At 61.1% G+C, this 25464-nt stretch carries 34 protein-coding genes and 1 pseudogene; 21 read left to right on the forward strand and 14 right to left on the reverse strand.

What is annotated here, in order from left to right; genetic code table 11:
- Positions 1–31 precede the first annotated feature (31 nt).
- On the forward strand, positions 32–817 hold the full coding sequence (locus GR328_RS09485; protein WP_160884274.1) for a DUF1217 domain-containing protein: 786 nt from the start codon (positions 32–34) through the stop codon (positions 815–817).
- A gap of 242 nt (positions 818–1059) precedes the next feature.
- Here GR328_RS09485 and GR328_RS09490 read toward each other — a convergent pair whose 3' ends face one another.
- Both GR328_RS09490 and GR328_RS09495 read right to left on the reverse strand, forming a co-directional pair.
- Positions 1060–1662, reverse strand: a complete 603-nt coding sequence (locus GR328_RS09490; RefSeq protein WP_160884275.1) for a hypothetical protein — start codon at positions 1660–1662, stop codon at positions 1060–1062.
- 247 nt (positions 1663–1909) lie between these two features.
- The gene (locus tag GR328_RS09495; RefSeq protein WP_160884276.1) at positions 1910–3580 is read right to left on the reverse strand and encodes a methyl-accepting chemotaxis protein; all 1671 of its coding nucleotides are present in this window, start codon (positions 3578–3580) and stop codon (positions 1910–1912) included.
- A 62-nt stretch (positions 3581–3642) separates the two neighbouring features.
- Here GR328_RS09495 and GR328_RS09500 point away from each other — a divergent pair, with 62 nt between their 5' ends.
- Both GR328_RS09500 and GR328_RS09505 read left to right on the forward strand, forming a co-directional pair.
- A complete protein-coding gene (locus GR328_RS09500; RefSeq protein WP_160884277.1) occupies positions 3643–3846 on the forward strand; it encodes a hypothetical protein in 204 nt (67 codons plus the stop codon).
- 403 nt (positions 3847–4249) lie between these two features.
- Positions 4250–4516: a GlsB/YeaQ/YmgE family stress response membrane protein gene (locus GR328_RS09505; protein WP_160884278.1), complete on the forward strand. Its 267-nt coding sequence runs from the start codon at positions 4250–4252 to the stop codon at positions 4514–4516.
- A 66-nt stretch (positions 4517–4582) separates the two neighbouring features.
- Here GR328_RS09505 and GR328_RS09510 read toward each other — a convergent pair whose 3' ends face one another.
- Positions 4583–4825 (reverse strand): YgaP-like transmembrane domain, encoded by a 243-nt coding sequence (locus tag GR328_RS09510; protein WP_343039337.1) that lies wholly within the window; start codon positions 4823–4825, stop codon positions 4583–4585.
- A 126-nt stretch (positions 4826–4951) separates the two neighbouring features.
- Here GR328_RS09510 and GR328_RS09515 point away from each other — a divergent pair, with 126 nt between their 5' ends.
- Positions 4952–5446, forward strand: coding sequence for a YciE/YciF ferroxidase family protein (locus GR328_RS09515; protein ID WP_160884280.1), 495 nt, complete (start codon positions 4952–4954; stop codon positions 5444–5446).
- A 73-nt stretch (positions 5447–5519) separates the two neighbouring features.
- Here the strand turns inward: GR328_RS09515 and GR328_RS09520 are convergent, their stop codons facing one another.
- From GR328_RS09520 to GR328_RS09530, 3 genes are all read right to left on the reverse strand, one after another.
- Entirely contained in the window at positions 5520–5768 is a 249-nt protein-coding gene (locus GR328_RS09520) for a hypothetical protein (RefSeq protein ID WP_160884281.1), read from the reverse strand.
- Positions 5755–6396 carry an acyl-homoserine-lactone synthase gene (locus tag GR328_RS09525; RefSeq protein ID WP_160884282.1) on the reverse strand — a complete coding sequence of 214 codons (642 nt, stop codon included), beginning with the start codon at positions 6394–6396 and terminating at the stop codon, positions 5755–5757. The genes GR328_RS09520 and GR328_RS09525 overlap by 14 nt, the downstream gene beginning before the upstream one ends.
- An 82-nt stretch (positions 6397–6478) precedes the next feature.
- Complete coding sequence (locus GR328_RS09530) at positions 6479–7216, reverse strand: LuxR family transcriptional regulator (protein ID WP_343039338.1); 738 nt, start codon at positions 7214–7216, stop codon at positions 6479–6481.
- Positions 7217–7325: 109 nt separating this feature from the next.
- Between GR328_RS09530 and GR328_RS09535 the strand changes: the two genes are divergently transcribed.
- From GR328_RS09535 to GR328_RS09575, 9 genes are all read left to right on the forward strand, one after another.
- Positions 7326–7712, forward strand: coding sequence for a helix-turn-helix domain-containing protein (locus tag GR328_RS09535; protein WP_160884283.1), 387 nt, complete (start codon positions 7326–7328; stop codon positions 7710–7712).
- Positions 7713–7817: 105 nt separating this feature from the next.
- Positions 7818–8336: a hypothetical protein gene (locus GR328_RS09540; RefSeq protein ID WP_205789865.1), complete on the forward strand. Its 519-nt coding sequence runs from the start codon at positions 7818–7820 to the stop codon at positions 8334–8336.
- 11 nt (positions 8337–8347) lie between these two features.
- Complete coding sequence (locus GR328_RS09545; RefSeq protein WP_160884284.1) at positions 8348–8743, forward strand: phage holin family protein; 396 nt, start codon at positions 8348–8350, stop codon at positions 8741–8743.
- Complete coding sequence (locus GR328_RS09550) at positions 8740–9153, forward strand: DUF3618 domain-containing protein (protein WP_160884285.1); 414 nt, start codon at positions 8740–8742, stop codon at positions 9151–9153. Before GR328_RS09545 ends, GR328_RS09550 begins: the two co-directional genes overlap by 4 nt.
- 21 nt (positions 9154–9174) lie before the next feature.
- Positions 9175–9915 carry a hypothetical protein gene (locus GR328_RS09555; RefSeq protein ID WP_160884286.1) on the forward strand — a complete coding sequence of 247 codons (741 nt, stop codon included), beginning with the start codon at positions 9175–9177 and terminating at the stop codon, positions 9913–9915.
- 382 nt (positions 9916–10297) lie between these two features.
- Positions 10298–10648: a response regulator gene (locus tag GR328_RS09560; protein ID WP_160884287.1), complete on the forward strand. Its 351-nt coding sequence runs from the start codon at positions 10298–10300 to the stop codon at positions 10646–10648.
- A 45-nt stretch (positions 10649–10693) separates the two neighbouring features.
- Positions 10694–11725, forward strand: coding sequence for a UV damage endonuclease UvsE (locus tag GR328_RS09565; RefSeq protein ID WP_160884288.1), 1032 nt, complete (start codon positions 10694–10696; stop codon positions 11723–11725).
- Between the two features lie 93 nt (positions 11726–11818).
- The gene (locus tag GR328_RS09570; protein WP_160884289.1) at positions 11819–12268 is read left to right on the forward strand and encodes a response regulator; all 450 of its coding nucleotides are present in this window, start codon (positions 11819–11821) and stop codon (positions 12266–12268) included.
- Positions 12269–12453: 185 nt separating this feature from the next.
- A complete protein-coding gene (locus GR328_RS09575; RefSeq protein WP_160884290.1) occupies positions 12454–12765 on the forward strand; it encodes an SWIB/MDM2 domain-containing protein in 312 nt (103 codons plus the stop codon).
- 17 nt (positions 12766–12782) lie between these two features.
- Here the strand turns inward: GR328_RS09575 and GR328_RS09580 are convergent, their stop codons facing one another.
- A complete protein-coding gene (locus GR328_RS09580) occupies positions 12783–13397 on the reverse strand; it encodes a hypothetical protein (RefSeq protein WP_160884291.1) in 615 nt (204 codons plus the stop codon).
- Positions 13398–13501: 104 nt separating this feature from the next.
- Here GR328_RS09580 and GR328_RS09585 point away from each other — a divergent pair, with 104 nt between their 5' ends.
- Both GR328_RS09585 and GR328_RS09590 read left to right on the forward strand, forming a co-directional pair.
- On the forward strand, positions 13502–14365 hold the full coding sequence (locus GR328_RS09585; RefSeq protein ID WP_160884292.1) for a D-amino-acid transaminase: 864 nt from the start codon (positions 13502–13504) through the stop codon (positions 14363–14365).
- Positions 14366–14418: 53 nt separating this feature from the next.
- A complete protein-coding gene (locus GR328_RS09590) occupies positions 14419–14760 on the forward strand; it encodes a hypothetical protein (RefSeq protein WP_160884293.1) in 342 nt (113 codons plus the stop codon).
- 9 nt (positions 14761–14769) lie between these two features.
- Here GR328_RS09590 and GR328_RS09595 read toward each other — a convergent pair whose 3' ends face one another.
- From GR328_RS09595 to GR328_RS09605, 3 genes are all read right to left on the reverse strand, one after another.
- A complete protein-coding gene (locus GR328_RS09595; RefSeq protein ID WP_160884294.1) occupies positions 14770–15795 on the reverse strand; it encodes a coiled-coil domain-containing protein in 1026 nt (341 codons plus the stop codon).
- A gap of 169 nt (positions 15796–15964) precedes the next feature.
- Positions 15965–16567 carry a DUF1134 domain-containing protein gene (locus GR328_RS09600; protein WP_160884295.1) on the reverse strand — a complete coding sequence of 201 codons (603 nt, stop codon included), beginning with the start codon at positions 16565–16567 and terminating at the stop codon, positions 15965–15967.
- 144 nt (positions 16568–16711) lie between these two features.
- Positions 16712–17617, reverse strand: coding sequence for a 3'(2'),5'-bisphosphate nucleotidase CysQ family protein (locus GR328_RS09605; RefSeq protein WP_246215774.1), 906 nt, complete (start codon positions 17615–17617; stop codon positions 16712–16714).
- An 89-nt stretch (positions 17618–17706) separates the two neighbouring features.
- Here GR328_RS09605 and chpT point away from each other — a divergent pair, with 89 nt between their 5' ends.
- A complete protein-coding gene (gene chpT / locus GR328_RS09610; RefSeq protein WP_160884296.1) occupies positions 17707–18348 on the forward strand; it encodes a histidine phosphotransferase ChpT in 642 nt (213 codons plus the stop codon).
- Between the two features lie 315 nt (positions 18349–18663).
- On the opposite strand, the gene ctrA is transcribed toward chpT, so the two are convergent.
- Positions 18664–19365 (reverse strand): response regulator transcription factor CtrA, encoded by a 702-nt coding sequence (gene ctrA, locus GR328_RS09615; RefSeq protein ID WP_160884297.1) that lies wholly within the window; start codon positions 19363–19365, stop codon positions 18664–18666.
- A 525-nt stretch (positions 19366–19890) separates the two neighbouring features.
- Here ctrA and fliJ point away from each other — a divergent pair.
- The gene (gene fliJ, locus GR328_RS09620; protein WP_160884298.1) at positions 19891–20292 is read left to right on the forward strand and encodes a flagellar export protein FliJ; all 402 of its coding nucleotides are present in this window, start codon (positions 19891–19893) and stop codon (positions 20290–20292) included.
- 65 nt (positions 20293–20357) lie between these two features.
- Here the strand turns inward: fliJ and GR328_RS09625 are convergent, their stop codons facing one another.
- Positions 20358–20969, reverse strand: coding sequence for a GNAT family N-acetyltransferase (locus GR328_RS09625; protein WP_205789867.1), 612 nt, complete (start codon positions 20967–20969; stop codon positions 20358–20360).
- Positions 20970–21171: 202 nt separating this feature from the next.
- Between GR328_RS09625 and GR328_RS09630 the strand changes: the two genes are divergently transcribed.
- On the forward strand, positions 21172–22185 hold the full coding sequence (locus GR328_RS09630) for a lysylphosphatidylglycerol synthase domain-containing protein (RefSeq protein WP_160884299.1): 1014 nt from the start codon (positions 21172–21174) through the stop codon (positions 22183–22185).
- A gap of 115 nt (positions 22186–22300) precedes the next feature.
- Here the strand turns inward: GR328_RS09630 and GR328_RS09635 are convergent.
- Both GR328_RS09635 and sciP read right to left on the reverse strand, forming a co-directional pair.
- Positions 22301–22528, reverse strand: a pseudogene (locus GR328_RS09635) (helix-turn-helix domain-containing protein); the annotation flags it as partial.
- Positions 22529–22766: 238 nt separating this feature from the next.
- Positions 22767–23042, reverse strand: a complete 276-nt coding sequence (gene sciP / locus GR328_RS09640; RefSeq protein WP_009763782.1) for a CtrA inhibitor SciP — start codon at positions 23040–23042, stop codon at positions 22767–22769.
- A 230-nt stretch (positions 23043–23272) separates the two neighbouring features.
- Here sciP and mnmA point away from each other — a divergent pair, with 230 nt between their 5' ends.
- The 3 genes from mnmA (at position 23273) to GR328_RS09655 (ending at position 25408) form a co-directional block, all read left to right on the forward strand.
- A complete protein-coding gene (gene mnmA / locus GR328_RS09645) occupies positions 23273–24427 on the forward strand; it encodes a tRNA 2-thiouridine(34) synthase MnmA (RefSeq protein WP_160884300.1) in 1155 nt (384 codons plus the stop codon).
- 21 nt (positions 24428–24448) lie between these two features.
- Positions 24449–25090, forward strand: coding sequence for a class I SAM-dependent methyltransferase (locus GR328_RS09650; RefSeq protein WP_160884301.1), 642 nt, complete (start codon positions 24449–24451; stop codon positions 25088–25090).
- 75 nt (positions 25091–25165) lie between these two features.
- A complete protein-coding gene (locus GR328_RS09655; protein ID WP_343039340.1) occupies positions 25166–25408 on the forward strand; it encodes a hypothetical protein in 243 nt (80 codons plus the stop codon).
- The last annotated feature ends 56 nt before the right edge of the window (positions 25409–25464 follow it).

Below are 25464 nucleotides of genomic sequence, written 5' to 3' on the forward strand. Positions count from 1 at the left end.
CTGCCGACCTGTGAACGCTTGAAGGTGTAACATGATCAGCACTTCGACCCGTTATCAGATCATCACGACCAATATGACCCGCACGAAGGCGCTGATCGAGAACGACGCCGCGGTCAAGCGCGAGATCGAGTACTACAACAAGACCATCAAGACGATCAAAACCATCGACGAGTTCATCAAAAACGATCGGGTGTTCAAGTTCGCCATGAAGGCCTACGGGCTTGAGGACATGGCTTACGGCAAGGCGCTCTTCAGGAAGCTCCTGCAGGAAGGGGTCGCCAGCCCGACCAGCATGGTGAACAAGATGAGCAACCCGCTCTACAAGGAGTTCGCCAAGGCGTTCGATTTCCAGGGGAAGGGGGCGGAGGCCACCTCGGCGGCGAGCGCCACAACTGAGGCCGTGGAGAAGTACGTCCAGCAGACCCTCGAGCAGCGCGAGGGAAATGACAACCAGGGCGTCCGCCTGGCCCTCTACTTCAAGCGCAAGGCGTCATCGATCACAACCACCATGGGCATTCTCGCCGACAAGGCGATCATGGAGTTCGTTCAGACGACGTTCAACATACCAAAGGCCGCGGCAAAGGCCGATATCGACATCCAGGTGCGGCATCTCGAGAAGATTCTCGACGTCAAGGACTTTCAGGACCCCAAGAAGGTGGACATGCTGATCCAGCGGTTCAGCGCCATGTGGGACATGAACAACGCATCCGTCGCGGCCACGTCGCCCGTTCTCACTCTCTTCAACCAGTCCACCGATCAAGGGATCGGTCTCGACCTGATGATGAGCATCGCCAAGCTGAGACGAGGTGGATGGTGACCGGGAGGCACCGAGGCCGGATTGTCATCCGGGTCTTGGAGCCTTGCTTCGGCGAATTGGATCCTGTTCGCCGTTGAATAATGCGGCGAACCGAAGAGTGAGATGACTTCGCGCAAGCGGAAGCTGCTCTAGCGCATCGTGCGGAAAAGTGGACTCGGTTTTCCGCGCCAAACGATGCTCTCCTCAAAGAGCGGAGCATCCGATTGAGGTCTCAAAAGCAGCCCGAATTTCGGGTCCAAGCTCTAGTATCCTGCGTAACCGCTGGCTGCTTCGGTGATCGTCGTCTCCGACGTAACCACCGCCCATCCCGCCTCGGACCGCACGATGGCAAGAATTTGCCCGATGCCCGGAATTTTCATGCCAGGCGTGACCCACCACAATCCGTTCGGCCCCTCGATGAGGGCGGAAGCCTTCGTCGCGCGATGGATGACATAGCGGGAGAACGGAGTTGCCGCGGCTTCCTGATAGCGGGCGCTGGTTGTCTCGGGCGCATTCGCCGAAGGTGTGATGGAGCCTGTCGCCTCGACTGCATCCTCATAGGCTTGCGAGGCTTCCTGCAACCACGGAGCTGTTGAGCCGCTTCGCATGAACGATGGGCTCCCGATGCCAGGGAGGGAGACGTATCCATCGCGCAGGAGCGCAGCGTAGACAGGAAGCGCCATCGCCGACACCACGAGAGCGGCGCCGATGCCCATGACGATGCGGTCTCCCGTCGCCTCCTTTGCGCGAATGAGTTCCTCCAGCCGGCGAACCTTCTGCTCGCGGCTCTCGGCAGCAGTGCGATTCGGCTTGCTCCCCCGCGCCACCTGTTCCAGTGCTTTATCGAACGGAGAGATCATAGCCATTGCCGCTGTTGAGAGAATCGGAAATCATTCCCTTGATGCCCTACATTTTATTGCCAAGTTGTTAGCGTGTCGTTCGAAGCCTCGTCCCGTCGTGCGGCTCGAAACAGGAGACGTGCAGGCTGCAGCGCGCGGGCTCTTCCGGCCCGGCTCACGGAAGCCCGAATGTGGGACTGCTCGCGACAGCTTCGGGCAAGCCAAGCGGTCGTCATGCTGTGCCGAAGGAGACACCGCTTGGCTTCACACATGATCAGGCGGCCCTGACCTCCTGCAGGAAGCTGGTGACCTCTTGCCCGAGCTCGTTCGAGCGCTGTAACAGCTCCTGTGCGGTTCCGAGGACCTGGGATGCGGCGCTTCCCGTGTCGCCGGCTCCCTTCTGGACGTCAATGATGCTGCCGGTCACCTGTTCGGTGCCGCGGGCGGCCTCCTGCACATTGCGGGCGATTTCGGCAGTCGCGGCTCCCTGTTCCTCCATTGCCGCTGCGATCGACAGGGAAATCTGTGACATCTCGTTGATCGTGCGGGCGATTTCCTGGATGGCCTCCACGGTCTGCCGGGTAGCCTGCTGCACGGAGTTGATCTGCTGCGAAATCTCCTCCGTCGCCTTAGCGGTTTGACTGGCGAGATCCTTCACCTCCGAGGCGACCACGGCGAAGCCCTTGCCAGCTTCGCCTGCGCGGGCCGCTTCGATCGTGGCGTTGAGCGCGAGCAGGTTCGTCTGGCCCGCAATGTTGTTGATGAGCTGAACGACGTTCCCGATCTTGTCTGCCGTTGCAGCCAGTTCCTGGACAGTCAGGTTCGTGCGCTGAGCGCCCTCCACCGCGCTGTCGGCGATCTGTGAAGACTGCGTGACCTGAGATGCGATTTCCCGAATGGAGATGGACAGTTCCTCGGTTGCAGCGGCAACCGTCTGGACATTGGCAGACGTTTGCTGCGCAGCCGAGGACACCGCCATCGACTGTGTCGTTGTCTGGTCCGCAACCGCAGCCATGGATCGTGCTGCCGTCTCCATCTCGTTCGCGGAGGATGAAAGGTGCTGCACGAGACTGCCCACGCTGCGCTCGAATTGCTGGGCAAGGGCGGCCATTTCAGCCTTGCGTCTCGCTGTCATTTGGCTGTTCGCGGCTTCCTGCTCCTCTCTCAGCCGCTGAGCCTCCTGCATCGCCGAGGCAAAGACATGGGTCGCCTTCCATATCTCACCGATCTCGTCCCGGCTCGACTTGACCTGCGGCAGGTTGAAGTCACCGGAGGCGAGCCGCTGGAGTGCCGCAGTCAGGATCTGAAGCGGATGAGCGATCTGACGGCTGCCGATCAGCCAGGACAGAAGAAGAGCGATGATCGCACCGCCGGCGGCAAGGGATGAGAGAAGCCACAGCATGTTCCTGTAGAGAACATCCGCCTGCTGATCGATGCGTTCGATCGCTTCCCTTCCGTGCTCCATCAGTTCATCGATGTGGGTCTGGAATGCCTTCCTGTTGGCACGGTTTGCCTCCGTATTGCCTTGCGCATTGGCGGCGGCCGGAGAAACCTCGCTGCCGAGCCGCACGGTTTCCGTTCGGAAGGCCTTGAACTCAGCCGCGTCCTTCTTCAAATCCTCGAAGAAGGCGATGCTTTCGGCAGGCAGAATGGGTTGCCACTCGATGAGCAAAGCATCGATCTCCTTGAGCGCGGCCAGAGATCCTTCGCCGAATTTCTTGGCTTCTTGCGTGCTGGATGAGGCATAGATGCCTCGGGATTCCATGACGACGTGCGTCACCAGCCGGTTGAGGCGCTCCGCATAGAGTGCACGAAGGGCGGAGATTTTGACATCATCGACAGCGGCATCGTAGGTTCGCACGGTATAGACCCCAACTCCGGCTATTGCCGCAGCGAGCAGGCTCAGCGCCGTTGCGAGTGCGAATAGTTTCGTCTTGATTTTCATTGTTCCTCCCCAAAAGGCTCTCGCGGCACGCAGAAGTGCGCGATAGGAATAGGGGAGCTAGCTTGCGTGAGCCTTATTTGCTTTCCTGGCTAAAGAAATTCAAAGGGGAGCAAGAGGGGCGGCTGATCGTGTCCTCGCCTTTGTGGAGACGCTGGCAAAAGATCGCGACCTGTTGTCCTGAGACCTGGGTGGCCTCGATACCGGCGGGACTTTGGGATTCCCGCGATCTGCAGGGGCAAATGCTCATGATGTCCAGCGATGCGTGACCCATCACCGAACGGCATGCTCGATAAGCAGAAAGTCCTGCATCGCGCCAGTGTTCATAGAATATATTCCTCGGAGATGGATGGATGCGGGATGAAGTCTCTCGACGCAGATGAATGGCAGCGCATTCGGCGGCTTGTGCAACCCTGTCGGTCCATAACGGCACAAGGTTAAGGGCCTGATTCACGAGATCGGCATTTCTTCCCCGCCCGAGCCCTGAACATGGGCGTCTTCGCGACTCCAAGAGGGAAAGCGCTCGCCGGTCGTCTCGGCGGGGAGGCGGAAGGCGTCTCCCCTTTCGTCTCGCGAGACCATGAAAAAATGCCGTTCCCGGCCCGCCGTCCGCCGCAACCTTAGCTTGGGCTGTGCGTTCCTTGGGAAGGCAACGCACTCAGGGACTGCATCATGAGTATCATCTGGACCATCATCATCGGCTTCGTGGCCGGGCTCATTGCCAAGTGGATCATGCCGGGCAGGAACGAGCCCTCCGGGTTCATCATGACCACTATTCTCGGTATCGTCGGCGCTGTGGTCGCCACTTATCTCGGGCGCGCCATCGGCTGGTACGGACCCGATGACGGGGCGAACTTCATCGGGGCTATCGTGGGGGCCATCATCGTTCTCTTCATCTATGGCCTGATTGCCGGCCGGCGTTCCACCACGACTTATTGATCGATTGTGGAATGAGCACGGGCCGCGCCCTGGAGCGCGGCTCGTTTCCTTTGGCGGCTGAAGGGGTCACGAGTCGCCGTGGGAACCCATCAGGGCTGCCTTGACGGGGCAACTGCCGACATATCCTCTCCAGGCCAGATAGGAGCCCCCTGCAAGTGCCAGGACGTTCAGCAGAGGATTGGGGCGCGGCTTGGCGGCCGCAGCGGCCAGGCCAAGCCCCGCGAGCATGTAAACGCCACGCTCCGTGGTGCTCAAGTTGGGTTCTGCGTTCGTCAGGGATCCGGTCCCTGTCGAGATGATGTTCGCCACGTTCATTCTCCTTGGATAGCAGAGGCGAACGCGACGTGGATCGGTGTTGTTCCGCAGATCAAGAATGCAAGGAACCGGAAAACTTGGCTGTCGTTGAGTCCACGCTCACCAACATGGAGTTAGACGATGCCAGCCAAGGAAAAGACATTGCATGACCTGTTCCTTCACACCCTGAAGGACATCTACTATGCGGAAAAGCAGATCCTGAAGGCGCTGCCGAAAATGGCGAAGAATGCGGAATCCGAAGAGCTGAAGCAGGCTTTCGAGACCCACCGCGATGAAACCGAGGGGCAGATCGAGCGGCTTGAGCAGGTGTTCAAGATGCTGGACAAGGCCGCTCGCGGCGTGCAGTGCGAGGCGATCAACGGAATCATCGAGGAGGGCAAGGAGGTTATGGAGGACTTCGCGGACAGCGAGGCGCTTGACGCCGGAATTCTGGCAGCGGCCCAGGCAGTCGAGCACTACGAGATTACGCGTTACGGTTCTCTGAAAACCTGGGCCCAGGAGCTTGGCATGAACGATGCCGCCAAGCTCCTCGACCAGAACCTGCAGGAAGAGAAGAAGACCGATGCTCTGCTGACGCAATTGGCAGAGGCGCGGGTCAACACGAAAGCGGCTTGAAGCGCAGAGCGCTCCGCAGAGCCCCGCCTCCCGGCGGGGCCTTTTTTCGAGCGCCTCGTTGAAGGTGTCCGGCTCAATGCCGGTGGATGCGGCAAGGGGCAATGGCCGTGTCGAGCGTCAGTCGCAAGGTTCCTGACGGATGGACTTCGAGAGTCGCCTTCATGGTGCTCGGCTGCTCGACCAGATGCAGAAACGCCAGCAGCCTGAGGCGGGCGACCGGAGGCAGAAGATCGATCAACCGACTCAAGTTCTCCCGGGCGCCGTCGATCATTTCCTCCTGAATGAAGGAGGCGATGGGCAGCTTCTCGTCAGGCGGCGGCATGGGGCACCCGTTGAGCGGAAGGTGAGGTGATGGCTTGTTGGACGAGGGATGGGCCGCGTAGCCCGGCAAGCTCTCGAACGTGCTCAAGGCTCGCTGCCGAGATTTCGATGGCGGCAGCGATGCAGGGCTGCCCCTCGATGATCTGAGGCAGGCCGAGTGGGCGAACCTTGAAGCCTGTCTGTTGCCAGCGCGGCAGCCACCACATCTCGACTACGGCGGTGACCTCGCTGATGTTCTTCTCCAAGCAGAATTCCTGCATTGCGGCCAGAAGGCGGCAGTCGGTCCGCCCTGTACGCCGTTCCTTCACCACAAAGTAGCGGGTCCATTCGAAGATGTCGGCAGCCTGGGGAATGCCGAGCTGGACCAGATGGGGAAAGACCTCACTGATCATGTGGGGCAGCAGGGTGGGGTAAAGCCGCTGCCCGCCGACTACGCGGCCGGCGTCGATGGCAAGAAGATATATGGCGTGCTCGTTGTCATAGGTATCGATCTCGAGCCCATCCGCCCCCCTTAAGCTGTCCCAACCGCGTTCCCCCACGAAAATCTGGTACCGAAGTCGGTAGAACTGTTGGATGCACTCTTCATACAAGGCTCTGTTGTCGCGTGTGATCACATGAACACGGGTCATCGATGTCATCCCCTCATGGAACGGAATGACATTTCACCCAAATGCCCGGTGAATGATATTGTAGGAAATTACAGGTCCGACATCAGATCCGGATGAGCTTGTATTGCATGGCCCGGGCGACGGCTTGCGTCTTGTTGGTGGCATCGAGCTTCTGGCAGGCGCTGGCAATATGCGCCGTCACCGTTCTTTCCGTGATCCCAAGGATGTCCCCCGTATCGGCGGCCGATTTGCCGGCTGCCGCCCACATGAGAGCCTCCCGTTCCCGCGGGGTCAGCAGGTCGGCACCGCGACAGGGCAGGGGGTTCAGAAGCTGTCGGGTTCGCTCGAAGGCATACATGGCCATGAGATGAAGAGCGGGTTTCGTCCGGGAGGAAAGGTCTAGATCGACACCGCTCATGGAGAAGCAGGCTTCGTATCCATTGATGCCGTGGATCGGCAGACAGAATCCGTCCTTCATTCTGAAGTCGGTCGCCCGGTCCATGACCTCGGCCGCGCGAGGTTCCCTTTCCCGGTCGTAAGGTGCCTCAGACCACTCGAAAGGTTGCACCGTATTTCGGCAGAGGCGAATGACGGGATCGACCCGAACGTAATCCTCTCTCGCATAGGTTTCGAACCAGCCTGCTGGCCATTTTTTCAGAAGAACGGCCTGTTCGAAGCGTTCTTTCGGATTCGGTATGCCTGTGATGATGAAGTTCTCGAAGCCGAACAGCGAAAAAGAATTTGCCGTTTCTTTCATGACTTCTTGAGGGGATGGCAGGTTCTCCAGCCTGTCGATGAAGTCGAAGGCTTCGGTCGCGTGATCGAAACTCGGGCGAGACACCTGTGCCTCCTGAGGTGCTTCTATCAACAGGTGTATATTATAAGTCTGCTACCATGGGTTTTAAAAGGGGTATAAAGGTTCAAATCCGACCATGGCCATAGGAGCGGCGATGCATCAGAAGTCACCCAGCCCTATCGACAGGCATATCGGAAGCCGGGTGCGAGCCAGACGGATCCTCCTGGGACTGAGCCAGGAAAAGCTGGCGGAGTCATTGGGACTCACCTTTCAGCAGATCCAGAAGTATGAAAAAGGCGCCAATCGCATCGGAGCAAGCCGCCTCCTTCAAATTGCCGGTATCCTGGATGTGAGCATCGAGTTCTTCTTCGAGGACGCGCCTGGATTTTCCGGAAGTGCGCTTACGGGCGACAGCGTCATGGGCGAGTTTCTGGCAAATCCGGACAGCGACCGCCTCATCCGTGGTTTCCTGCGGCTGCGGGATAACGAGCTTCGGAGGAAGGTAGTCGATCTGGTCGATTGGCTTGCCTCGTTGCGTTAGGGGCTCGCTGTAAGCGGGTCTGACGGCTCGAGAGCATCGCCTTGCGCTCTTCGGAACCTGCCGCGCTTCTAATGGTTACTCCACCACGATTGAGAGAGGTTGACCATGGGCGTGGGACAGCAGAACGGAAACAGGCAACCGGATACCGGCAGCGACGATTGGGATGCGCTCAAGGGTGACGTCGGCAACATGGCCGACGCAGCCGTCGAGCGTGGCCGTTACTTCATCGATTCGGCGCGCGAGCAGGCAACCGATTACGCCGATCGCCGGAAGGATGATATTGCGCAGTCGGTCGCGGATTTTGCGACGTCCCTGCGCGAGTCCACACGCTCTTTCGACGAGCGGCCGAACATTCGCGCCGTTGTCGATAGCGCGGCCGATGGTTTGGAGCACCTCGCGGATTCGATCCGCGACCGCAGCTTTGCGGATATCTTCAATGATTTCGAGGACGTCGTCCGCCGACGTCCGGCAACGGTGGCTGCCGTATCGGTGGCCGTCGGGTTCCTGGCGGCGCGCTTCCTCAAGAGCACGGCCGAGGATCTGCGTCGGGAGCGCATGGGGCCGGGTGCCGCGCAGGCCGGCCGCAATCGGCCCCAGCGCTCGCGTGCCAGAACGAGTGCGTGACGGAGAGCGCCATGCAGGGCAATAACAACCAGACCATTCAGGGCCTCGTCGGTGAGGCCCTGCGCGAGTCGACTGATCTCGCGCAGAAGGAGTTCACGCTGTTTCGCACGGAGATTTCCCAGAATCTCCGAACCCTCTTCATCGGATTAGCTCTTGTGGTGGTTGCGGCCATCTTTGCGATTGCTGCGGTCATGCTCCTGACGGAGTCGCTCGTGGAGTGGCTCGCGACAATCGTCAACTCCGAGGCTTTGGCGGCTCTAATCGTGGGCGGCGGGCTGGCGCTCATTGCGATCGGGCTCGGACTTTACGGGCGCCACGCCATGTCGACTTCGGCGCTCACGCCGCAGCGGACCATGCGCTCGCTCAGGCGTGATGCGGAAGTTCTCTCGGAAAGAGGTGCAGGATGACACAGAGCCTTCAGGACCTGGAGAAGGACATCGAGCAGAGTCGAGCGCAGCTCGATCGCACCATCGACCAACTCCAGAACAAGATGACTGTCTCGGGAGTCGTCGACGACATGCTGGGCACGGCTCGTGCGAGTCAGTACGGCCCCCTTTACGACAGGGTTCTCGAAACGGTGCGGAACAACCCGGTACCCGTCATGCTCATCGTTGCGGGCCTCGGTCTTCTCGCCTACCGCTTAGGACGCCCGACGCGACGCCGTCCGGCCCGGCTGATCGCCGCGGACGAGGATTTCATTGCGGAGCAGGATCTCTCGGGAGCGCCGGACGATCTGCGTCTCTACGGCTCGGGAGCCGCTCCGTTGGAGCAGGCTGACGGCATGTTCGACCGCCGCAGAATGAACTCCCGCATTTGAGGAACGGAACAGGAGCTTCCCATGGCCAATACGAAGAACGAAGGCGGCAAGTCGCCAGCCGACAAGCAGAACGAAACCGGAGCCGGCAAGGTTTCGGCCGGCACGTCGGTCGGTAACATCGGCGAGGCTCCGATGCCCCATGCGCATGACGACAAGAAGGGCGCGCAGAGTGCCGCGCCTGCCGGGCACGCTTCCCATGCCACGGGCAGCGGTCAGGGCAGCGAGAGCTCCAAGAGCGGCTCCCAGTCCCAATCCTCGCAGCAGCACGCGCAGGAACAAGGCGGGTCGACGGCCAACAAGGCTCAACAGATGGCTGGCGACATGCGCAGCCGCGCCGAGGATGCGTACGAAGGAGCATCCGAATGGGCGCGTGACACCTATGAACAAGCCTCCGAATGGGCATCAGGCGCCTACGAGGGGCAGCGCCGCCGCGTCCATCACATGAGAGGACGTTCAGGTAGAGCCTTCGGCAATGTCCGTAGCGGAATGCAGGACTACGTCTCCGAGAACCCTATGGTGGTAGGCCTCGTCGGCCTCGCAGCCGGTCTCCTTCTCGGCGCCCTTCTGCCGCGCACCCGACGCGAGAACGAGGTTTTCGGCGAATGGGCCGATGAGGTCCGCAACCAGGGGCTTCGCTATGCGCGCGACGCCGCCAATCGCGGGCGCGAATATGTGGAGGAAACCTTCAGCGGCGACGAGGCACAGTTCAGCCGCCACGAAAGCGAGTTCGGGTCGGATCGCCGCGACGTGAACCGTCACTGACGGAAAACCATCGAGGAAGAAAAGCGCCGGCGTCACGCCGGCGCTTTTCTTTTCAATGTTTTCTTCAAGACATGAGCGCATCGGAAAAAAGCAACGGCCACGGCGAGATCATGCGCGTACATCCGGCGTCATCATCTCGGCATCGTGACCGTATCTGGCAGGCAATGCGCCACCAGGATGATGCTAAGATGGTGGCGTGCGGGCCCCATTTCAAGGGCCGATCTTCAGAATTTAACCATACTTTTCGAAAGCCGGCGAGTTCTCGGCGACGCTGGAACTCTGCTTTCGCCAGCCCGTTCCCATAAGGGTTGGAATACGGTTGCGTTTAATCTGAAAAGATAGGTTTTGAAACGGTCAGGCGGATTTGGAGCGGAGTCGTAGTGTGCGTATTCTCATTCTGGAAGACGATCCTTTCATTGCATCGGACCTTCAGACGATCGTGGAGGACGAGGGGCATGTGGTCATAGGGGTTTTCGACTCCCTTGCTGAAACCTACGAGCATCTCGAGGACGACTTCGACTATGCGCTCCTCGATGTGGATGTGGTGGGCGGGAAGAGCTTCGGCATCGCGACCGCACTGGCCGAGCGGGACATTCCGTTTGCCTTCGTATCGGCCTCTCGGCCGGGCGATCTTCCGCCATCGCTTCGGCAGGCGGCGTTCATTCCGAAGCCTTTCGAAGAGAGCGCTATTCTGGACTCTCTCGGGGAGCCTTCTTTCCGTTCCTTATCATGATGGGAGCGTGAGATAGGAACCTGCCGAACGAGGATTCCGTCACGTATGTCCGACCCGCGACTAGGCTTTTGCTGCAAGTTTGTGCCCATGGATGGCAAGGCAGAGGCTGCTCGCCCGATGAATATGAGTACGGTCACATTGGCCTATCTCGGGCGCCTCGACCCCAAGGCTGCGTATGACAAGATCGCTTCCGTTGTCGCTCACAACCTCGATGCGGTCACTCGCCAGATTGTGCATGTGGCGAGCCGACCGAAACTCGAACGTCTCCATCGCCTCTCCAGCGATCTCCTGCCCGGCTACACGCATTCTAGCTGTCAGCAGTACTACCAGGATCATGATCTGCGGGAACTCATCGAAAGCAAGCTCGCTGCGGCCGGTCATCTCGCGCGCGAACATGGCGTGCGTCTGAGCATGCATCCTGGCCAGTTCTGCGTCATCGCTTCCGCCAGCTCGTCCGCCGTCGCCAACGGCGTGGCCGAATTCGAGTATCATGCGGATGTGATGCGCTATATGGGATACGGCGATGGCTGGCATCCGTACGGCGCGCATATCAACATTCACGGCGGCGCGAAGGCCGTGGGAGCCGAGGGGATCCGCGAGGGATTGAAGCGGCTGTCCGAGACCGCGAGGAATCTGATCACAATCGAGAACGACGAGGTCAGTTTCGGCCTCGACGATCTCTTGCCCGTGGCGGACGTGGTGCCGCTCGTGCTTGATCTTCATCATCACTGGATCAAGAGCGAAGGCGAATACGTGGAGCCGGACGATCCCAGGATCGAGACGATCATCAAATCCTGGCGGGGCGTGCGCCCCTTGAGCCATATCAGCGTATCCAGAGAGGATCTGCTCTCGGGCCATGACATCTTCACTCTGCCGGACTACCGGATGCTCGTTCAGGCCGGGATCAGGCCGAGGGAGCTGCGCGGTCACTCGGACCTGATGTGGAATTCCGCGATCAATGATCTCGTGGCGCGCCACCTTGCATGGACGGATTTCGAGGTGGAGGCGAAGCTGAAGAACATCGCCTCCGAGGGCTTGGCCCGCCATGTGGAAAGATCCGCTATCCTGACCGGATAAGAGCCCGTTGAAAAGCTCTTCCGGTGCGCTGCGGGCTGGAACAAAATGCCGGTTTGGGCGTTCACGCAAATTGTGCGGTCCGTCGAGTGCCCGATGCCTGAGCCTCAATCCACTATCCTTTTGGTTGAAGACGAGCCCCTCGTTCGTCTTTTCGTCGCAGACCTTCTCGAGGATTCCGGGTTCAAGGTGGTCGAGGCCGCCAACGCCACGGAGGCTCTTGTCCTGCTGGATGCGGGTCTCGAGATCAACGTTCTGCTCACTGATGTGGATATGCCGAACGGCTGCAATGGGTTCGAATTGGCTCACAAGGTTCACGAATCCTGCCCGGAAGCGGAAATCCTGATCATGTCCGGGCGTCGATGGCCGGCCGAGGGTGATCTGCCTCAGGGGGCTGCCTTTCTGGCGAAGCCCTGTCCGAACGAAACCATCGTTTCCCATGTCCATTCGGCGAGCGAGCGGTCCAAGCGCTACTCCCTGCCCGGAAAAGGACATTTCCGCCCCCAGGAGACGGCAATAATCCTTCCTTTTCCGAAAACAGCCTAAATTCCTGAACTCTATCTTGCTGAAGGCGCAGAGCAGACATAAGCTCTGGCCGAATTGTCCTTCCATCGGGGACTGGGATCTTGAAACAGTCTCCAGACTTTCCGACCCAGGGAAGGCCAATGGGCTCGCGGCGCCGAGACAAACGGCCGCCGGCGAGCTTTCCCACTCTACTCCCGGAGGAATACATGCCGACCAAGACGACAGACGGAAAAGCCGGAGCGAAGAAGGCTGCTGCCAAGCCGGCCGCAGGTTCCAAGCCCAATGCTCTTCAAAAGCCCCTGCAGCCGTCCAAGGAGCTGGCCGCCATCGTCGGCTCGAACCCGCTGCCCCGCGGCGAGGTGGTGAGCAAGATGTGGGACTACATCAAGAAGAACAATCTGCAGAATCCCGAGAACAAGCGCGAGATCCTCGCCGATGATAAGCTGCAGCCGATCTTCGGCAAGCCGAAGGTGACCATGTTCGAGATGAACAAGCACCTCGCCCAGCACCTGAAGTAAGCTCTTAAGCTCCTTGATCAGGAATCCTGCCGCCATTTGACGAGCGGCAGGATTTCAGGCCGCTGACCAGGCGCCTTCCTCCACGGATCAACGGCCCATTCCCGCCCGCTCGTTTTCTCCATGATGACTGCGGAGAAATGCGGATAGCGCCCATCCAGAAAAAACCCGCGCGACTCCGGCTGCTCGACCTTGTGATGGGTCAGCAGACCGCGCTCCTGGAGCACGAGGAGCAGGCTCGTCGTGTTGGCCGTTTCGTCCAGGCAATCCATCTGACCGTGCACCCCCGACATCTGAGCGGGCGAGCCCGGAATGTCGGGCCTTCCGCCGATCACGGTGGTGAGATAGGTCGTATAGGTGCTCACCACCCGAGCGAGAGCCCCTCTTTCGGCCTCAGGCGAGGTCCTGCCCGCCTTCAGGAATGCACTTGCCCGGCTGAGCCAGGCCCCATCCACGGTAAGCACTTGGCGCCGCGAGCAGCCATAACCGTGACAGGCTACGATGCGTGTGCCCTCGGGCCCGACATAGCCCTGGCTTGCGAACCATCTCAATGCCGCCTGCGAAGCGGAGGCCCCTGAGGGAAGAGCGAGCGCCGCAAGGGTTGCCGAAAAGAGGAGTGGCGTCACTTTCATCATGGGAGTACCTATGGCTGAGCTGTCGCGATGTGCAGTCATGTAGGTCAGCCTGCAGAGGTGCCCATCGACCGATGTGCTCGAGAAATCCATCCTTCGAGGTAATTATGTCCCGGATCGTGTTCCTGAACGGCTCATTCCTGCCCATCGAAGAGGCCAAGGTGCCCTTCATGGATCGAGGGTTCATGTTCGGGGATGGGGTCTATGAAGGCGTCGGCGTTCTGGAGGGACGTCTCGTCGACAACGATGCGCATCTCGAGCGCCTGGAGCGCTCCCTGCGCGAAGTCCGCATTCCGAACCCTTACACACGGGCGGAATGGACCCATCTTGAGGAGGAGCTCGTCCGCCGCAACGGCGTGACCGAGGGATTCGTTTATTTCCAGGTCACTCGGGGCGTGGCCGAGCGGGATTTCATGTTCCCCGAGAACGCTGTTCCCACCGTTGCCATGTTTACCCAGGTGAAGGCCATCCTGGACGCGCCCGCCGCCCGGACGGGCATTGCCGTCGTGACCGTCCCGGACCTGCGCTGGAAGCGCCGTGACATCAAATCGCTCAATCTTCTCGCTCAGGTTCTCGCCAAGCAGGCGGCCAGGGAGGCTGGCGCGCAGGAGGCGTGGATGGTGGAGGACGGGTTCGTGACGGAAGGCGGATCCTCAAGCGGGTTCATCATCACGCGGGAAGGTCGCGTCGTGGTGCGCCCGCTGTCCAATGCCATTCTGCCGGGAATCACGCGAAAGGCGCTTCTGGCTCTGTCGAAGGATGCGGGCATCGAGCTCGAGGAGCGCCTGTTCACGGTCGACGAGGCCTATGATGCCGCCGAGGCCTTCCTGACGAGCGCCTCCATGTTCGTCGTCCCGATCGTCTCGATCGATGGCCGTGCCATCGGCAACGGAAAACCTGGCCCCATCACGAAGAAGCTGCGCGACATCTATATCCGGATGGCGACAGCGCCGCGCATGGCCGCCGAATAAGCGAAGCGGAACTGCCTCGGGGATCGCTCGTTGCCTTTCGAAAGGAGCGATCCATGAAGCGAATTCTGGTTCTATCCCTCGCCCTCGCAGGCAGCGTTACGGCTGCGATGGCGCAGAATCCCGACGTCTTGAACCAGCAGGCGCCCAACATGCCGCCGCTGCAGCAAATGCCGCCTGAAAAGGTCGAGCCAGATGGGTCATTGTCGCCGCAGGATCCGTCATCCACCGGCTCCACGTTGAGCGATAAACTGGAACAATCGGATGGCGTCATCCGGCCGCCTGAAACAGGTACGCCCGACATCACGGTGCCGGCTCCCGTGCCAAATCCGGGGACGACACCGGTCATTCCGCCTCCCGGCAGTCCCGGCGGCAATCAGCAGGTCGATCCTAAATAGCGCGGGTGCTCAAGATGCGGCGGGAGCGGACTGCTTTTGCTTGCCCGCCGACCTGTTGCGCCGTTTGCCGTTGCGGGCATTGCCGTTGTTGCGCGGCACCGCATTGCCATTGTCCTTCAGCACTTTGGCGGCGACTTCGGTGATCTGACGCCGCAACTCCTCATCGCCTTTGCCGAAGCTCTCCTGTGAGGCCAGGCGGTTCTGCGCCTCGTCGCGCTCGGCCTCGATCTCGCGGATGCGCTGCTCCAGGATCAGGCCGCGCTCCTGCTCGGCGGCAAGATCGCGGGCCAAGTCGGCGAGGCGTTTCCGCTCGTCGGAAAGTTCGGAGTGGCGCTCGTTCAGGGCTCGCTCGAAATCGTTGCCGCGCGCGGTCTGCGTCATCAGGCGGGTTTCGAGGTCCGAGATCGCGATGCGTTTGGCGTCGATCTCGGTAAGGGCCGCCGTCAGGCGCTGATCCGTATCGGCATATTCCGACTCGAGCCGGGCGAGCTTTTCCTGAGTGTGAAGGAGTTCCGCCCTGAGCTTCGTGCGCTCGCTCTGGGTGAGGTCCAGTTCCATGCGGGTATTGGACAACTCGTCCAGGGTCGCGCGATGGGCATTCTCGAGAGCCGCAAGGGTTTCCCGGGTGCCCGAGAGAAAGGTCCTGGTCTGTCCGAGCTCGTCCTCGACCGCGGCCAGCTTGGTCTGCGTCTCCGCCAGGGAAACCTCCAGTTGCGCGATTATCTCGTCGCGTTCGGACAGGGTGCTTTCCAGAGCCTCGATCCGCACCGCCCGGCGGCCCAGCTCCTCCATGCTCTGGTGCTTGGCGGCGAGGGCTTCCTCGGCCTTGCGCTCGATCTTCCGCTGCAGCACTGCAAACTCGGCGCGCAGATGATCCTTCTCCGCCGTGAGTTCGGAGATGGACATGGGAAACAATGCCTCTGCCCTCCGGCGGGCAAGGCGCTCCGCACGGGCATTGATGGCCGGAATGATGAGGAGCGCGATGAGGGTTGCAGACACAAACCCCAGCGCGAAGATCATGATGGTTTCAACCACGCGGACGCCAACTCCAAGGAACCAGAAAGAGACCTGACCGGTAACGCTCGAGCACCTTGCCTTGTGCCTGCGCAGCTTTCCAGAGCGATCAGACTCCAGCCTGCCGGTTGTAGTGCATCTTCAAGCCGTTTCCACCGGTCGGAGGCCGGTCCCGGGGTGCGGAACGCCTTTAAAAGGGGTTCCAGGTCGGTTCAGGCGTGAACTTCAGGTAGCCCATATTGACGCCGAGCCTCGCCCCCACGCCCGTGCGGATCGGGACCACGACCATTTCGTCCGCTGCCAGGGCAGTCACGCCGAAGCCGCCGATGAAATAGGCCGAGCCGTCGAGGCCCACGAAGCGCTTGTAGAGGGCATCGGTGAAGGGCATGTTGTAGACGAGCATCATGGTCCGGGCACCTTCTCCGCCGAAGTCGAAACCGACCGAGGGACCCTGCCAGAATATCCTGCGCTCGCCAGCGTTGCGGGTGTACAGCTTGCCTTCGCCGTAGCGCAGGCCGCCGATGATAGCGCCGGAGGCCTCCTGCCCGAGGATGTACCCGTTGGGCTCGCCCCAGCGGCGCACAGCCTCTTCGAGAGCCGATGCCAGACCCCGGGATGCGGTGCCGAAGAACTGGTGGCCCGACTCGACCAGTTCATTCGAATTGAAGGCATTCGGGCTGCCCGGACTGCCCGCATAGGCATGCTGCATGGTTTGGGCCGAGGCCTGAACGGGGAGGGCACCGACAAGGGCTGCCAAGGCAGCCGCTGCAGCCAATGAAAGTCGGGAGCGCATGGGCTATCTCCTGGTATGAGACAGGGGACGATCCGGCCTCCTCAAGCCGGACGGCTTCTATCGAGCCCCGATTCTACGAGCATCAACCCTAACAATCTCTGTACAGGCGGCGTCTGGGTGCCGCAGGGCAGTGCCGGGAGGGCCTCAGGCGGCCGCTGTCGGCAGGTCCAGCTTGGAGGAGAGGGAAGCATCGCCCAGGGCGGCGAACGGGCCATTCCGGTAGCCGCGGTCCTCATGGCCGTAGGTCAGGGGGACGCTGCCGGGACCGACGACGCTGCCGCCGGCGCAGCAGAGAATGTGATCCCCAGCCGCCGTGTCCCATTCCATGGTCGCTCCGCAGCGCACATAGACATCGGCCTCTCCGGAGGCGATGAGGCAGAATTTGAGAGCGGAGGAGGTCATGCGCCTTGTTCCGATCGACAGGATTGAAAGGCAGGCTTCCGTAGCGACATCTCCATGCCGGCGGCTCACGAGGGCCACGAGCCCCTCTGCGGGAGCGCTCCGGACCTTGATGTCATGCCAATCGAAGTGGCTGCCTTCCCCGAGCATGGTGCTCCTCCGGGCCGTCGTGCCCGCGATCCAGACGGATCCCATGGCCGGAGCCGCGACTGCGGCGGCCAGGGGGCGGTTCCCCCGGATCAGGGCAATGTTGACGCTGTACTCTCCCGTGCCGTGAATGAAGTCGCGTGTACCGTCGAGAGGATCGACCAGAAAGAAGAATTCGTCCGTATGGGTGGTGCTGGCCGTTTCCTCGGCCACTACCGGAACCCCGGGCCACGCTTCGTCGAGTCGTCTAAGGATCAGCCGTTCCGCAGCCAGATCGGCTGCCGTGGTGGGGCTTCCGTCGTCCTTGATGCGCCTTTCGATTAGGGCATTTTCCATGCTTCTCAGAAGTTGGGCGGCTTCCACGGCTATGGGGGCAAGCCTCAGGGCGATTTCATCAGGATGGGAAGCATCAGGGAGCATGATGGGTTTGTGCCTGTTCTCGAAAGACCTGTCGATCTCTTTTAGCTGCTTTCCAAAGAACTCGTAGCCGGGTATCCGGTTCATGTTCTCTTTCCTGTTGGGCTGTATTCGTGAAACCTGAGATCCAGAATTTCATGAATCCAGCCCTGAACTTACGGTGTTCCGGAGCCCTTATGGCCACCATCTCTCTTGATTCGCTCGACCTCGCGGCTCTCCTTTGCTCGCGCGTCTGCCATGACGTGATTTCGCCGGTGGGCGCGATCGTCAACGGACTCGAGGTCCTGGAGGACGACAGTGACACCTCCATGCGGGAATTCGCGCTCGACCTGATCCAGAAGAGTGCCCGGCAGGCCTCCGCCCGACTTCAGTTCGCCCGCCTCGCCTTCGGTGCCGCAGGCTCAGCCGGAGCGTCCATCGATCTCGGCGATGCCGAGCAGGTGGCGCGCGGTCTCTTCCTCGACGACAAGATCACCTTCGCTTGGTCATCGCCGCGTCTCCTGTTCCCGAAGAACCGCGTCAAGCTCCTCCTCAACCTGGTCATGATCGCCATCACGGCCATTCCTCGCGGCGGCTCGATCGCGGTGACGGTGGCGGGCGATGCGGAGCACTGCGAGTTCACGATCAAGGCCAAGGGCCTCAACGCGCGCATCCCCGCCCATTCGCAGGATCTGCTCGCCGGCCATTCGGAATCCGGTACGGTAGATGCCCACGGCATTCAGATCTACTACGCCGGCATGGTGGCGCGTGCATCCAATATGAGCATTGCCTTCCGCATCGACGGTGATGAAGTGACGATCACGTCGACGACGATCTGAGGCACCGTTTCGGACGGGATACTCCGGACGAGTAGCGCGTCCGCCCTGTTCTCGTGCTTCCGCCGCAGGTTTGTCCGGGGTGAGCAATGCGCCTGCAGTTCCGTTCAGGGCTGTCGGCGTCGATTGCATCGCCTCGGCGAGACTTCTCTTCGTGCGGGAGGCGATGAGCCCGCATGGCGGGCGGCGAGCCATCTCACAAGGATCTGCGCGCAAGCAACCGGCATGCACATTGAGTCCTCTCGCTTCGCGAGGTGACCGGCCAAATAAAAAGCCCGGTCAATGACCGGGCATATTTTGTTTTGCCTGATGCCTCGCTTAGATCGCGATGCGCTCGTCCGACTCGTTGGGCTCGCGCAGCACGTATCCTCGCCCCCAAACGGTCTCGATGTAGTTCTTGCCCTGCGAGGCATTGGCAAGTTTCTTGCGCAGCTTGCAGATGAACACGTCGATGATTTTCAGTTCCGGCTCGTCCATGCCGCCATAGAGATGGTTCAGGAACATCTCCTTGGTGAGGGTCGTTCCCTTGCGCAGGGAGAGCAGTTCCAGCATCTGATATTCCTTGCCGGTCAGATGCACGCGAGCGCCGCCGACCTCGACCGTCTTGGTGTCGAGATTCACGACGAGGTCACCCGTTGTGATGACCGATTGCGCATGGCCCTTCGATCGCCGCACGATGGCGTGAATGCGGGCGACCATCTCGTCCTTGTGGAACGGTTTCGTCAGGTAGTCGTCGGCGCCAAAACCGAGGCCCTTCACCTTGTCTTCGATGCCGGCCATGCCGGAGAGGATCAGGATCGGCGTCTTCACCTTCGCGACGCGTAGCGTGCGCAGCACCTCGTAGCCCGACATGTCGGGAAGGTTCAGGTCGAGAAGGATGATGTCGTAGTCGTATAACTTGCCGAGGTCGATGCCCTCTTCGCCGAGATCCGTCGTATAGATATTGAAGTTCTCGGACTTCAGCATCAGCTCGATGCTTTGCGCTGTCGCGCTGTCGTCTTCGATGAGAAGTACGCGCATGTCTATTCCCCAGCCCACGCCCTGGAGCTTGCGGGTCGCTTGCCGCTACCCATCCGCCACCGGGCCTGCAGCGGATGCCCTTTTGCACTGATTCGTAATGCTAGTTCGGAATGGTTAACAAACCCTGATTCCTGCATGCAAGCGCTTAACGACATGGCCTCGCCAATCTGTCGCTCAAAGTGCTCAGCCTGTGGATTCGCGATAACCATAGGGAACTCCACCGCTCCGTCCGAAACTGTTGCAAACGAAGGATTTCGCTTGCATGTGCCTGTCGCTCTTCCGAAACTTTAGACGTACTGGAGCAGTGTTAACGAAATGGGTAAACGAAAGGTTGATGCAAGCCTGGCGCAAGCCTCGCGCCGGTCCGGTGCCGGGGGCGGCGTGTTAGGGATCTGTCCCTGCAGGCTTTTTCATCCTCTGCGGTAAGGAAGAGTCAACTTCCATGCACGATGATGTCTCATGCCTCACGGATAACTGAGCGATCCGGCAGGCACGTGAAACAGCGACGTGTGGAGTTGAATCAAAATGAAGTCGCGGGATACGCTCATCCGCCTCAAGCGCTTTCAAGTCGACGAGAAACGTCGGAGGGTGGCGCAGATCGAGATGATGATCGCCGAGTTCGACCGCATGGCGGCTGACCTCGATCGGGAGATCTCAGCGGAGGAGCAGAAGGCCGGGATCACCGATCCGAACCATTTCGCCTATCCGACCTATGCTCGCGCCGCGGCCCAGCGGCGGGACAACCTTCGCATGTCGGCTCAGAACCTGCACAATCAGCTCGATGATGCCAAGGCCGAACTCGGTGAGGCTTTCGAGGAATTGAAGAGAGCCGAAAGCCTTGAGGATCGGGAGCGCGGCAGCGAGCGGACTGTGGATCCTGCCATCAGCCAGATGGGCCAGGCACGCGCCATGCGTGCAACCGCCTGATCTGTTACATCTGCACGGATCGAAGAGGACGTGTCGGTCCGCGACACGTCCTTTTCCTTGTTCGGTTAGTCGAGCACAGGCACATGAGGCGCGCAATCGCGCGGAAGGTGGCCCTGGAGTCGTGGATCATCCGCGACCTCGATGGCGCGCCGATAGGGCATAAATCCTGCGCGCATATAGAAGGCGAGTGCAGCCGGGTGATCGAGGCTGCAAGTGTGAACGAAGAAGCGATCAATCGGATGTGCGAAGGCCCGGCGGATGGCCTCGTTCACGAGGAAGCGTCCGGTTCCCTTTCCGACGGCTCCGGGCACGAGGCCAAGGAAGACCAATTCGGCTTCCCTTTCGGACCGGAAATCGAGTTCCAAGAGTCCGATGTCGTTCTGGCCGTCGCGCAGGGCATAGGCTTCGACTTTCGGATCGCCGAGAATACCGGAAAGCTCCTCATCGGACATCGCCAGGCGGCTGAACCAGAGCCAGGGCTCGCCGATCCGGCGATATAGCGTTCTGTACCGGTCGGCATCCGAGCTGAGAGACTGGAGAGACCAACCCTCCTGAGCCTGCTCACGTAGAGCAGGGGGAGGGGAGCGCATCTCGAGATAGGTCACGATGGCCGCGATTTTCCGGGACGGCAGATCCGTATAGCCGTCGAGGTTCAGTAATGTCTGGGGTGTCGTCATGGGGTACCCTTGCATCCGGTCGCCGGAGCACCGCTCTGTCACGGGTTCCGTCGAAGAGCAATGGCGAGCAGGGAAGATCCGGCGATCCGGCAACATGACCGCCGGACCGGACGTTATGTCCATCCTTCCCAGGGCGTTTCCTCTTGCGGTTCGAACGGATTATAGGGCACAGAAGAGGAAATAAAGGAGCACGACCGTCTCGATGAAGAAAGTGCGTGAGTTCATCTGGCCAGTCATCGGGCTTGCCGCGGTCGTCATATCCATCGGGCTTCTTTATCGCGAACTCCGTGGCATGTCCCTCGACGATGTCTGGGACAGCCTGACGGCAGTGCCCGCTCAACGTTACGCGCTGGCAGGCCTGTCGACCCTCGTCGCGTATGCCGCCCTGGCCTGGTATGATCGTATAGCGCTTCTTCATCTTGGCGTGCGCCACATCTCCTGGCTCTTCGTTTCCATTACCTCCTTCACCACCTATGCTTTGTCCCACAATATCGGCGCTTCGGTGTTTTCCGGCGCGGTCGTGCGCTATCGGGCCTACACGTCCAAGGGCCTGAGTGCGCCGCAGATTGCCGTTCTGGTGGCGCTGTGCTCCTTCACCTTTGGTCTCGGAACCATCCTCCTCGGTGGCGTGGCGCTCACCGTCAATCCGACGCTCCTGCATCGTCTGGAAGACCTGCTGCCTTCCGTGATCACAAATCCGGCGACGGCCCGGGGGGTCGGGCTGCTGTTTCTCGGCTTCGTCGCGCTCTACGTGGTGGGCTCCATTCTCCATCTGCCCCCGTTGGTCATCCGCAAGGCCAAGCTGGAATACCCGCGCCCCGCCATCATGGTGCGTCAGCTGATCGCCGCTCCGCTCGAGTTGCTGGGCGCCGCCGGCATCATCTACTTCGTGCTCCCGGCACATCTCGAACCGAGCTTCATGGTCGTGCTCGCGGTGTTCCTCGCCTCGTTCTCGGCGGCTCTGGTGAGTCACGCGCCCGGAGGGCTCGGCGTGTTTGAACTCGTGTTCCTGACTGCGATGCCGGATATCCCCAAGGCGGATGTGCTCGCGGCGCTCATCATCTTCCGACTGTTCTATCTCCTGATCCCGTTCGCAATGTCGCTCGTGGTGGTGCTCCTCTTCGAGCGGGCCCGGCTGGCACAGGCCTGGCGCACACGGGGAGCGACCGACAGCAGTTCCGTCCCGCCGCCGCCGCTCTCCGGCACCGATCGGTAGGATCGTCCGGGGAAGGAGAGGGCGGGACCGGCGATGGGCGCGGGGCGGGGTTCACGGATGACGCCCGTCCCTAGAGCCGGGCTGTGGGGCGGAGGCACGCTCCAGAGCTCGGGCCTCAAGCGGCGAGCGGAGGCTTTTGGCCCGGCTCCGGCACGGGAATGCCGGCTTCCATGTACTCGTTCAGCTTGTTGCGCAGCGTGCGGATTGAGATGCCGAGGATGCGGGCTGCATGGGTTCTGTTGCCCAGGCAATGGGCCAGCGTATCCAGGATCAGGCGGCGTTCCACATCGGCGATGGTGTGTCCCACCAGAATGCGTCGGAGCGCTTCCGCGGTCTGGTCGGCGACGGACGAGGGCAAAACGGCTGCATTCGAAGGGGCGAGGGGCTGCTTTTCCGTCATGTCCTGGGCGCTGCGCACGATTCGTACCTATCCAAGTGAAGGGCAAGGATTTATGCCCAAGCTATGGTTAGGAATATCTTAACAGCGCAGCTTCCCGCCGGTTGACGAGGCATCCGGAACGAAAAGGGCGCCGCTCGATGAAAGCAGCGCCTCGTTCTCATTTGCTGTCGTACCGATAGGCTCACTGCCGATATTGTTGAATGCGGGTCGTCCGGAGGCCGGCGAGGCCATGCTGATCGATGGACATTTGCCAGCTCAGAAATTCCTCGGTGGTCAGCGTATAGCGCTGGCAGGCTTCTTCCAGGCTCAGCAGGCCGCCACGGACGGCGGCGACGACTTCGGCCTTGCGGCGGATGACCCAGCGGCGGGTGCTGGAGGGTGGCAGGTCGGCAATCGTCAGGGGACTGCCGTCGGGCCCAATGACATATTTGACCCTTGGGCGGTGGGGTTCGGTCATGATACGCTCACACAAAAATTCAACGACCTTAGACAAGCTCGAACCTAGAGGGTGGGGCTTAATGTTTTCCTAAGCCCGTCCAAGCGGTTACGAGTGAGCCTAAGCTTAGCCATAAACGTTAACACAGACTTATTGCGGCACGTTTCTCTTTAAGAATTCACCGGCCATCGCTATAGAAGAGCTTTGACCCCTCCCGTGCGCCGCCTTGAACGGCGCCTCTGGATGGAATGATGCTCAATTCACTCGATCTTCCCAAGGCTCCCGCCGAGACCCGCGTCGTGGTTGCGATGTCGGGCGGCGTGGATTCATCCGTCGTGGCGGCCTTGCTCAAGCAGCAGGGCTATGACGTCATCGGCATCACGCTTCAGCTTTACGACCATGGCGAAGCCGCGCACCGGAAGGGCGCCTGCTGCGCCGGGCAGGACATCTACGATGCCCGCCGGGTGGCGGAGGCCATCGGCATCCCCCACTACGTTCTCGATTATGAGGAACGCTTCCGCGCGGCCGTGATCGACCGGTTCACCCAGAGCTATCTGGCAGGCGAGACGCCGATCCCCTGCGTCGAGTGCAATCGTTCCATCAAGTTCCGGGATCTCCTGGAAACGGCCAGGGAACTCGGAGCCGACGTGCTGGCCACGGGCCATTACGTGGCAAGCCGCCGCCTGCCCGACGGGCGTCGCGCCCTTCACCGGGCCGCCGATCCGGATCGGGATCAGAGCTACTTCCTTTACGCCACGACGGCGGAGCAGCTCGACCTTCTGAGATTTCCCTTAGGGGAACTCCCCAAGGAAAAGACCCGTGACCTTGCCCGCCAGTTCGGGCTCACGGTGGCCGAGAAGGCCGACAGCCAGGATATCTGCTTCGTCACGCAGGGGCGCTACAGCGACGTCATCGAGCGTCTGAAGCCCGGCGCCGTGCACGGAGGGGAGATCGTCCACGTGGACGGGCGCGTGCTCGGCCGGCACGAGGGCATCATCCACTACACCGTCGGTCAGCGGAAGGGCCTGGGCCTCTCCGTAGGAGAGCCGCTTTATGTGGTGCGTCTCGACGCTGCCGAGGCCCGGGTGGTGGTAGGACCTCGCGAGGCGCTCGCCACGCGTCTCATCCGGATCGCGGACGTGAACTGGCTCGGCGACGTGCCGCTGGATTCTCTGGGAGAGCAGGGGCTGGAAGTGGCCGTGCGCGTTCGCTCCACCCGTGAGCCGCGCCCAGCAATCCTCCGGTCAACAGGAACCGGGATTACTGTCGAGCTGTTATCGGCGGAAGATGGGGTGTCTCCCGGTCAAGCTTGTGTCATTTATGAGAGCGATGCTCCGCGGGCACGGGTGCTTGGCGGAGGAACCATCGCCCGCACCGCTGCCGAAGCCGCTCCCGCTGCGGCCTGAGGCGTCTCTAAAGGAACCTGCATGACGGATGGAGCGACCACGGCTCTGATGCGCAAAGCCTATGCGCGTTGGGCACCGATCTATGACCTTGTCTACGACAAGCTGACGGAGCCGGCCGCTCGCGCCGCCGTGAACGCAGCGGTAGCCTGCGGTCCCAAAGTGCTGGAGGCCGGGGTCGGCACCGGGCTGTCTCTCGGCTACTATCCCAAGCATGCCGAGGTCTACGGGGTCGATCTCTCCGAGGACATGCTGCGCCGGGCGCAGGACAAGGTGGAGAAACGCGGCCTGTCCCACGTGAAGAGCCTGCAGGTCATGGACGTGACCCGTCTCGGATATCCCGATCAGACCTTCGACGCGGTCACGGCCCAGTTCATCATCACCCTCGTGCCGGAGCCCGAGGTTGCGCTCGCCGAATTCGCCCGTGTCCTGAAGCCGGGCGGGGAGATCGTTCTCGCGAACCACTGGGGGCAGCCGTCGGGAGCCATTGCCGCTCTCGAGGAGATGGCGGCTCCGCTTGCCAAGGCCATCGGCTGGAGTTCCTCCTTCAAGGCGGCCCGGGTCGAGAGCTGGGCCCGTAGCACCGGGTTCATGGAGGTGGTCGAGTTGAGACCGCTCTTTCCTGCCGGGTTCTTCAAGCTTATGAGAATCAAGAAGCGGGCTTGAGGGCCCGTTTTCCTTTTGAGGGCCCGATCGGGTGACTTTCGGGGCCGGAGCCCTATTTCCTGCTCTCAAGTGCCCGTGCTCTTCACGAAAGTCATTCTCATGCGCCTCTTCATGTTCACCTCTCAAGCCAAGGAAGATCTGCACGCTTTCGCAGGCGATGAATCCGGTAGCAAGCTTCCGGCCAAATACGGCCCCTGGGGGCTGACCGGTACCCTCAGTTCCCGTGAGGCTCCTCCGCACAAGTTCTCCCGCCGCGCCATTGAGCAGGCGATCTCCACGGAAGGCTTTCAGCTCTGGCGCATGAAGGCGAAGGGCTGAGACCCCTCGCAGGGGGAACAGCCTGTCCGTCCGTTCAGGCCCCGGCAGTGTCGTCC

This window comes from Microvirga makkahensis (assembly GCF_009830105.1).
In the GTDB taxonomy this organism is placed as follows: Bacteria; Pseudomonadota; Alphaproteobacteria; order Rhizobiales; family Beijerinckiaceae; genus Microvirga; species Microvirga makkahensis.

What these genes read in the sequence shown, in the direction of transcription:
- GR328_RS09485 (WP_160884274.1), top strand. Translation starts at nt 32, where the DNA reads ATGATCAGCACTTCGACCCGTTATCAGATCATCACGACCAATATGACC.
- GR328_RS09490 (WP_160884275.1), bottom strand. Translation starts at nt 1,662, where the DNA reads ATGGCTATGATCTCTCCGTTCGATAAAGCACTGGAACAGGTGGCGCGG.
- GR328_RS09495 (WP_160884276.1), bottom strand. Translation starts at nt 3,580, where the DNA reads ATGAAAATCAAGACGAAACTATTCGCACTCGCAACGGCGCTGAGCCTG.
- GR328_RS09505 (WP_160884278.1), top strand. Translation starts at nt 4,250, where the DNA reads ATGAGTATCATCTGGACCATCATCATCGGCTTCGTGGCCGGGCTCATT.
- GR328_RS09515 (WP_160884280.1), top strand. Translation starts at nt 4,952, where the DNA reads ATGCCAGCCAAGGAAAAGACATTGCATGACCTGTTCCTTCACACCCTG.
- GR328_RS09520 (WP_160884281.1), bottom strand. Translation starts at nt 5,768, where the DNA reads ATGCCGCCGCCTGACGAGAAGCTGCCCATCGCCTCCTTCATTCAGGAG.
- GR328_RS09525 (WP_160884282.1), bottom strand. Translation starts at nt 6,396, where the DNA reads ATGACCCGTGTTCATGTGATCACACGCGACAACAGAGCCTTGTATGAA.
- GR328_RS09535 (WP_160884283.1), top strand. Translation starts at nt 7,326, where the DNA reads ATGCATCAGAAGTCACCCAGCCCTATCGACAGGCATATCGGAAGCCGG.
- GR328_RS09540 (WP_205789865.1), top strand. Translation starts at nt 7,818, where the DNA reads ATGGGCGTGGGACAGCAGAACGGAAACAGGCAACCGGATACCGGCAGC.
- GR328_RS09545 (WP_160884284.1), top strand. Translation starts at nt 8,348, where the DNA reads ATGCAGGGCAATAACAACCAGACCATTCAGGGCCTCGTCGGTGAGGCC.
- GR328_RS09550 (WP_160884285.1), top strand. Translation starts at nt 8,740, where the DNA reads ATGACACAGAGCCTTCAGGACCTGGAGAAGGACATCGAGCAGAGTCGA.
- GR328_RS09555 (WP_160884286.1), top strand. Translation starts at nt 9,175, where the DNA reads ATGGCCAATACGAAGAACGAAGGCGGCAAGTCGCCAGCCGACAAGCAG.
- GR328_RS09565 (WP_160884288.1), top strand. Translation starts at nt 10,694, where the DNA reads ATGTCCGACCCGCGACTAGGCTTTTGCTGCAAGTTTGTGCCCATGGAT.
- GR328_RS09570 (WP_160884289.1), top strand. Translation starts at nt 11,819, where the DNA reads ATGCCTGAGCCTCAATCCACTATCCTTTTGGTTGAAGACGAGCCCCTC.
- GR328_RS09575 (WP_160884290.1), top strand. Translation starts at nt 12,454, where the DNA reads ATGCCGACCAAGACGACAGACGGAAAAGCCGGAGCGAAGAAGGCTGCT.
- GR328_RS09580 (WP_160884291.1), bottom strand. Translation starts at nt 13,397, where the DNA reads ATGATGAAAGTGACGCCACTCCTCTTTTCGGCAACCCTTGCGGCGCTC.
- GR328_RS09585 (WP_160884292.1), top strand. Translation starts at nt 13,502, where the DNA reads ATGTCCCGGATCGTGTTCCTGAACGGCTCATTCCTGCCCATCGAAGAG.
- GR328_RS09590 (WP_160884293.1), top strand. Translation starts at nt 14,419, where the DNA reads ATGAAGCGAATTCTGGTTCTATCCCTCGCCCTCGCAGGCAGCGTTACG.
- GR328_RS09600 (WP_160884295.1), bottom strand. Translation starts at nt 16,567, where the DNA reads ATGCGCTCCCGACTTTCATTGGCTGCAGCGGCTGCCTTGGCAGCCCTT.
- GR328_RS09605 (WP_246215774.1), bottom strand. Translation starts at nt 17,617, where the DNA reads ATGAACCGGATACCCGGCTACGAGTTCTTTGGAAAGCAGCTAAAAGAG.
- chpT (WP_160884296.1), top strand. Translation starts at nt 17,707, where the DNA reads ATGGCCACCATCTCTCTTGATTCGCTCGACCTCGCGGCTCTCCTTTGC.
- ctrA (WP_160884297.1), bottom strand. Translation starts at nt 19,365, where the DNA reads ATGCGCGTACTTCTCATCGAAGACGACAGCGCGACAGCGCAAAGCATC.
- fliJ (WP_160884298.1), top strand. Translation starts at nt 19,891, where the DNA reads ATGAAGTCGCGGGATACGCTCATCCGCCTCAAGCGCTTTCAAGTCGAC.
- GR328_RS09625 (WP_205789867.1), bottom strand. Translation starts at nt 20,969, where the DNA reads ATGACGACACCCCAGACATTACTGAACCTCGACGGCTATACGGATCTG.
- GR328_RS09630 (WP_160884299.1), top strand. Translation starts at nt 21,172, where the DNA reads ATGAAGAAAGTGCGTGAGTTCATCTGGCCAGTCATCGGGCTTGCCGCG.
- sciP (WP_009763782.1), bottom strand. Translation starts at nt 23,042, where the DNA reads ATGACCGAACCCCACCGCCCAAGGGTCAAATATGTCATTGGGCCCGAC.
- mnmA (WP_160884300.1), top strand. Translation starts at nt 23,273, where the DNA reads ATGCTCAATTCACTCGATCTTCCCAAGGCTCCCGCCGAGACCCGCGTC.
- GR328_RS09650 (WP_160884301.1), top strand. Translation starts at nt 24,449, where the DNA reads ATGACGGATGGAGCGACCACGGCTCTGATGCGCAAAGCCTATGCGCGT.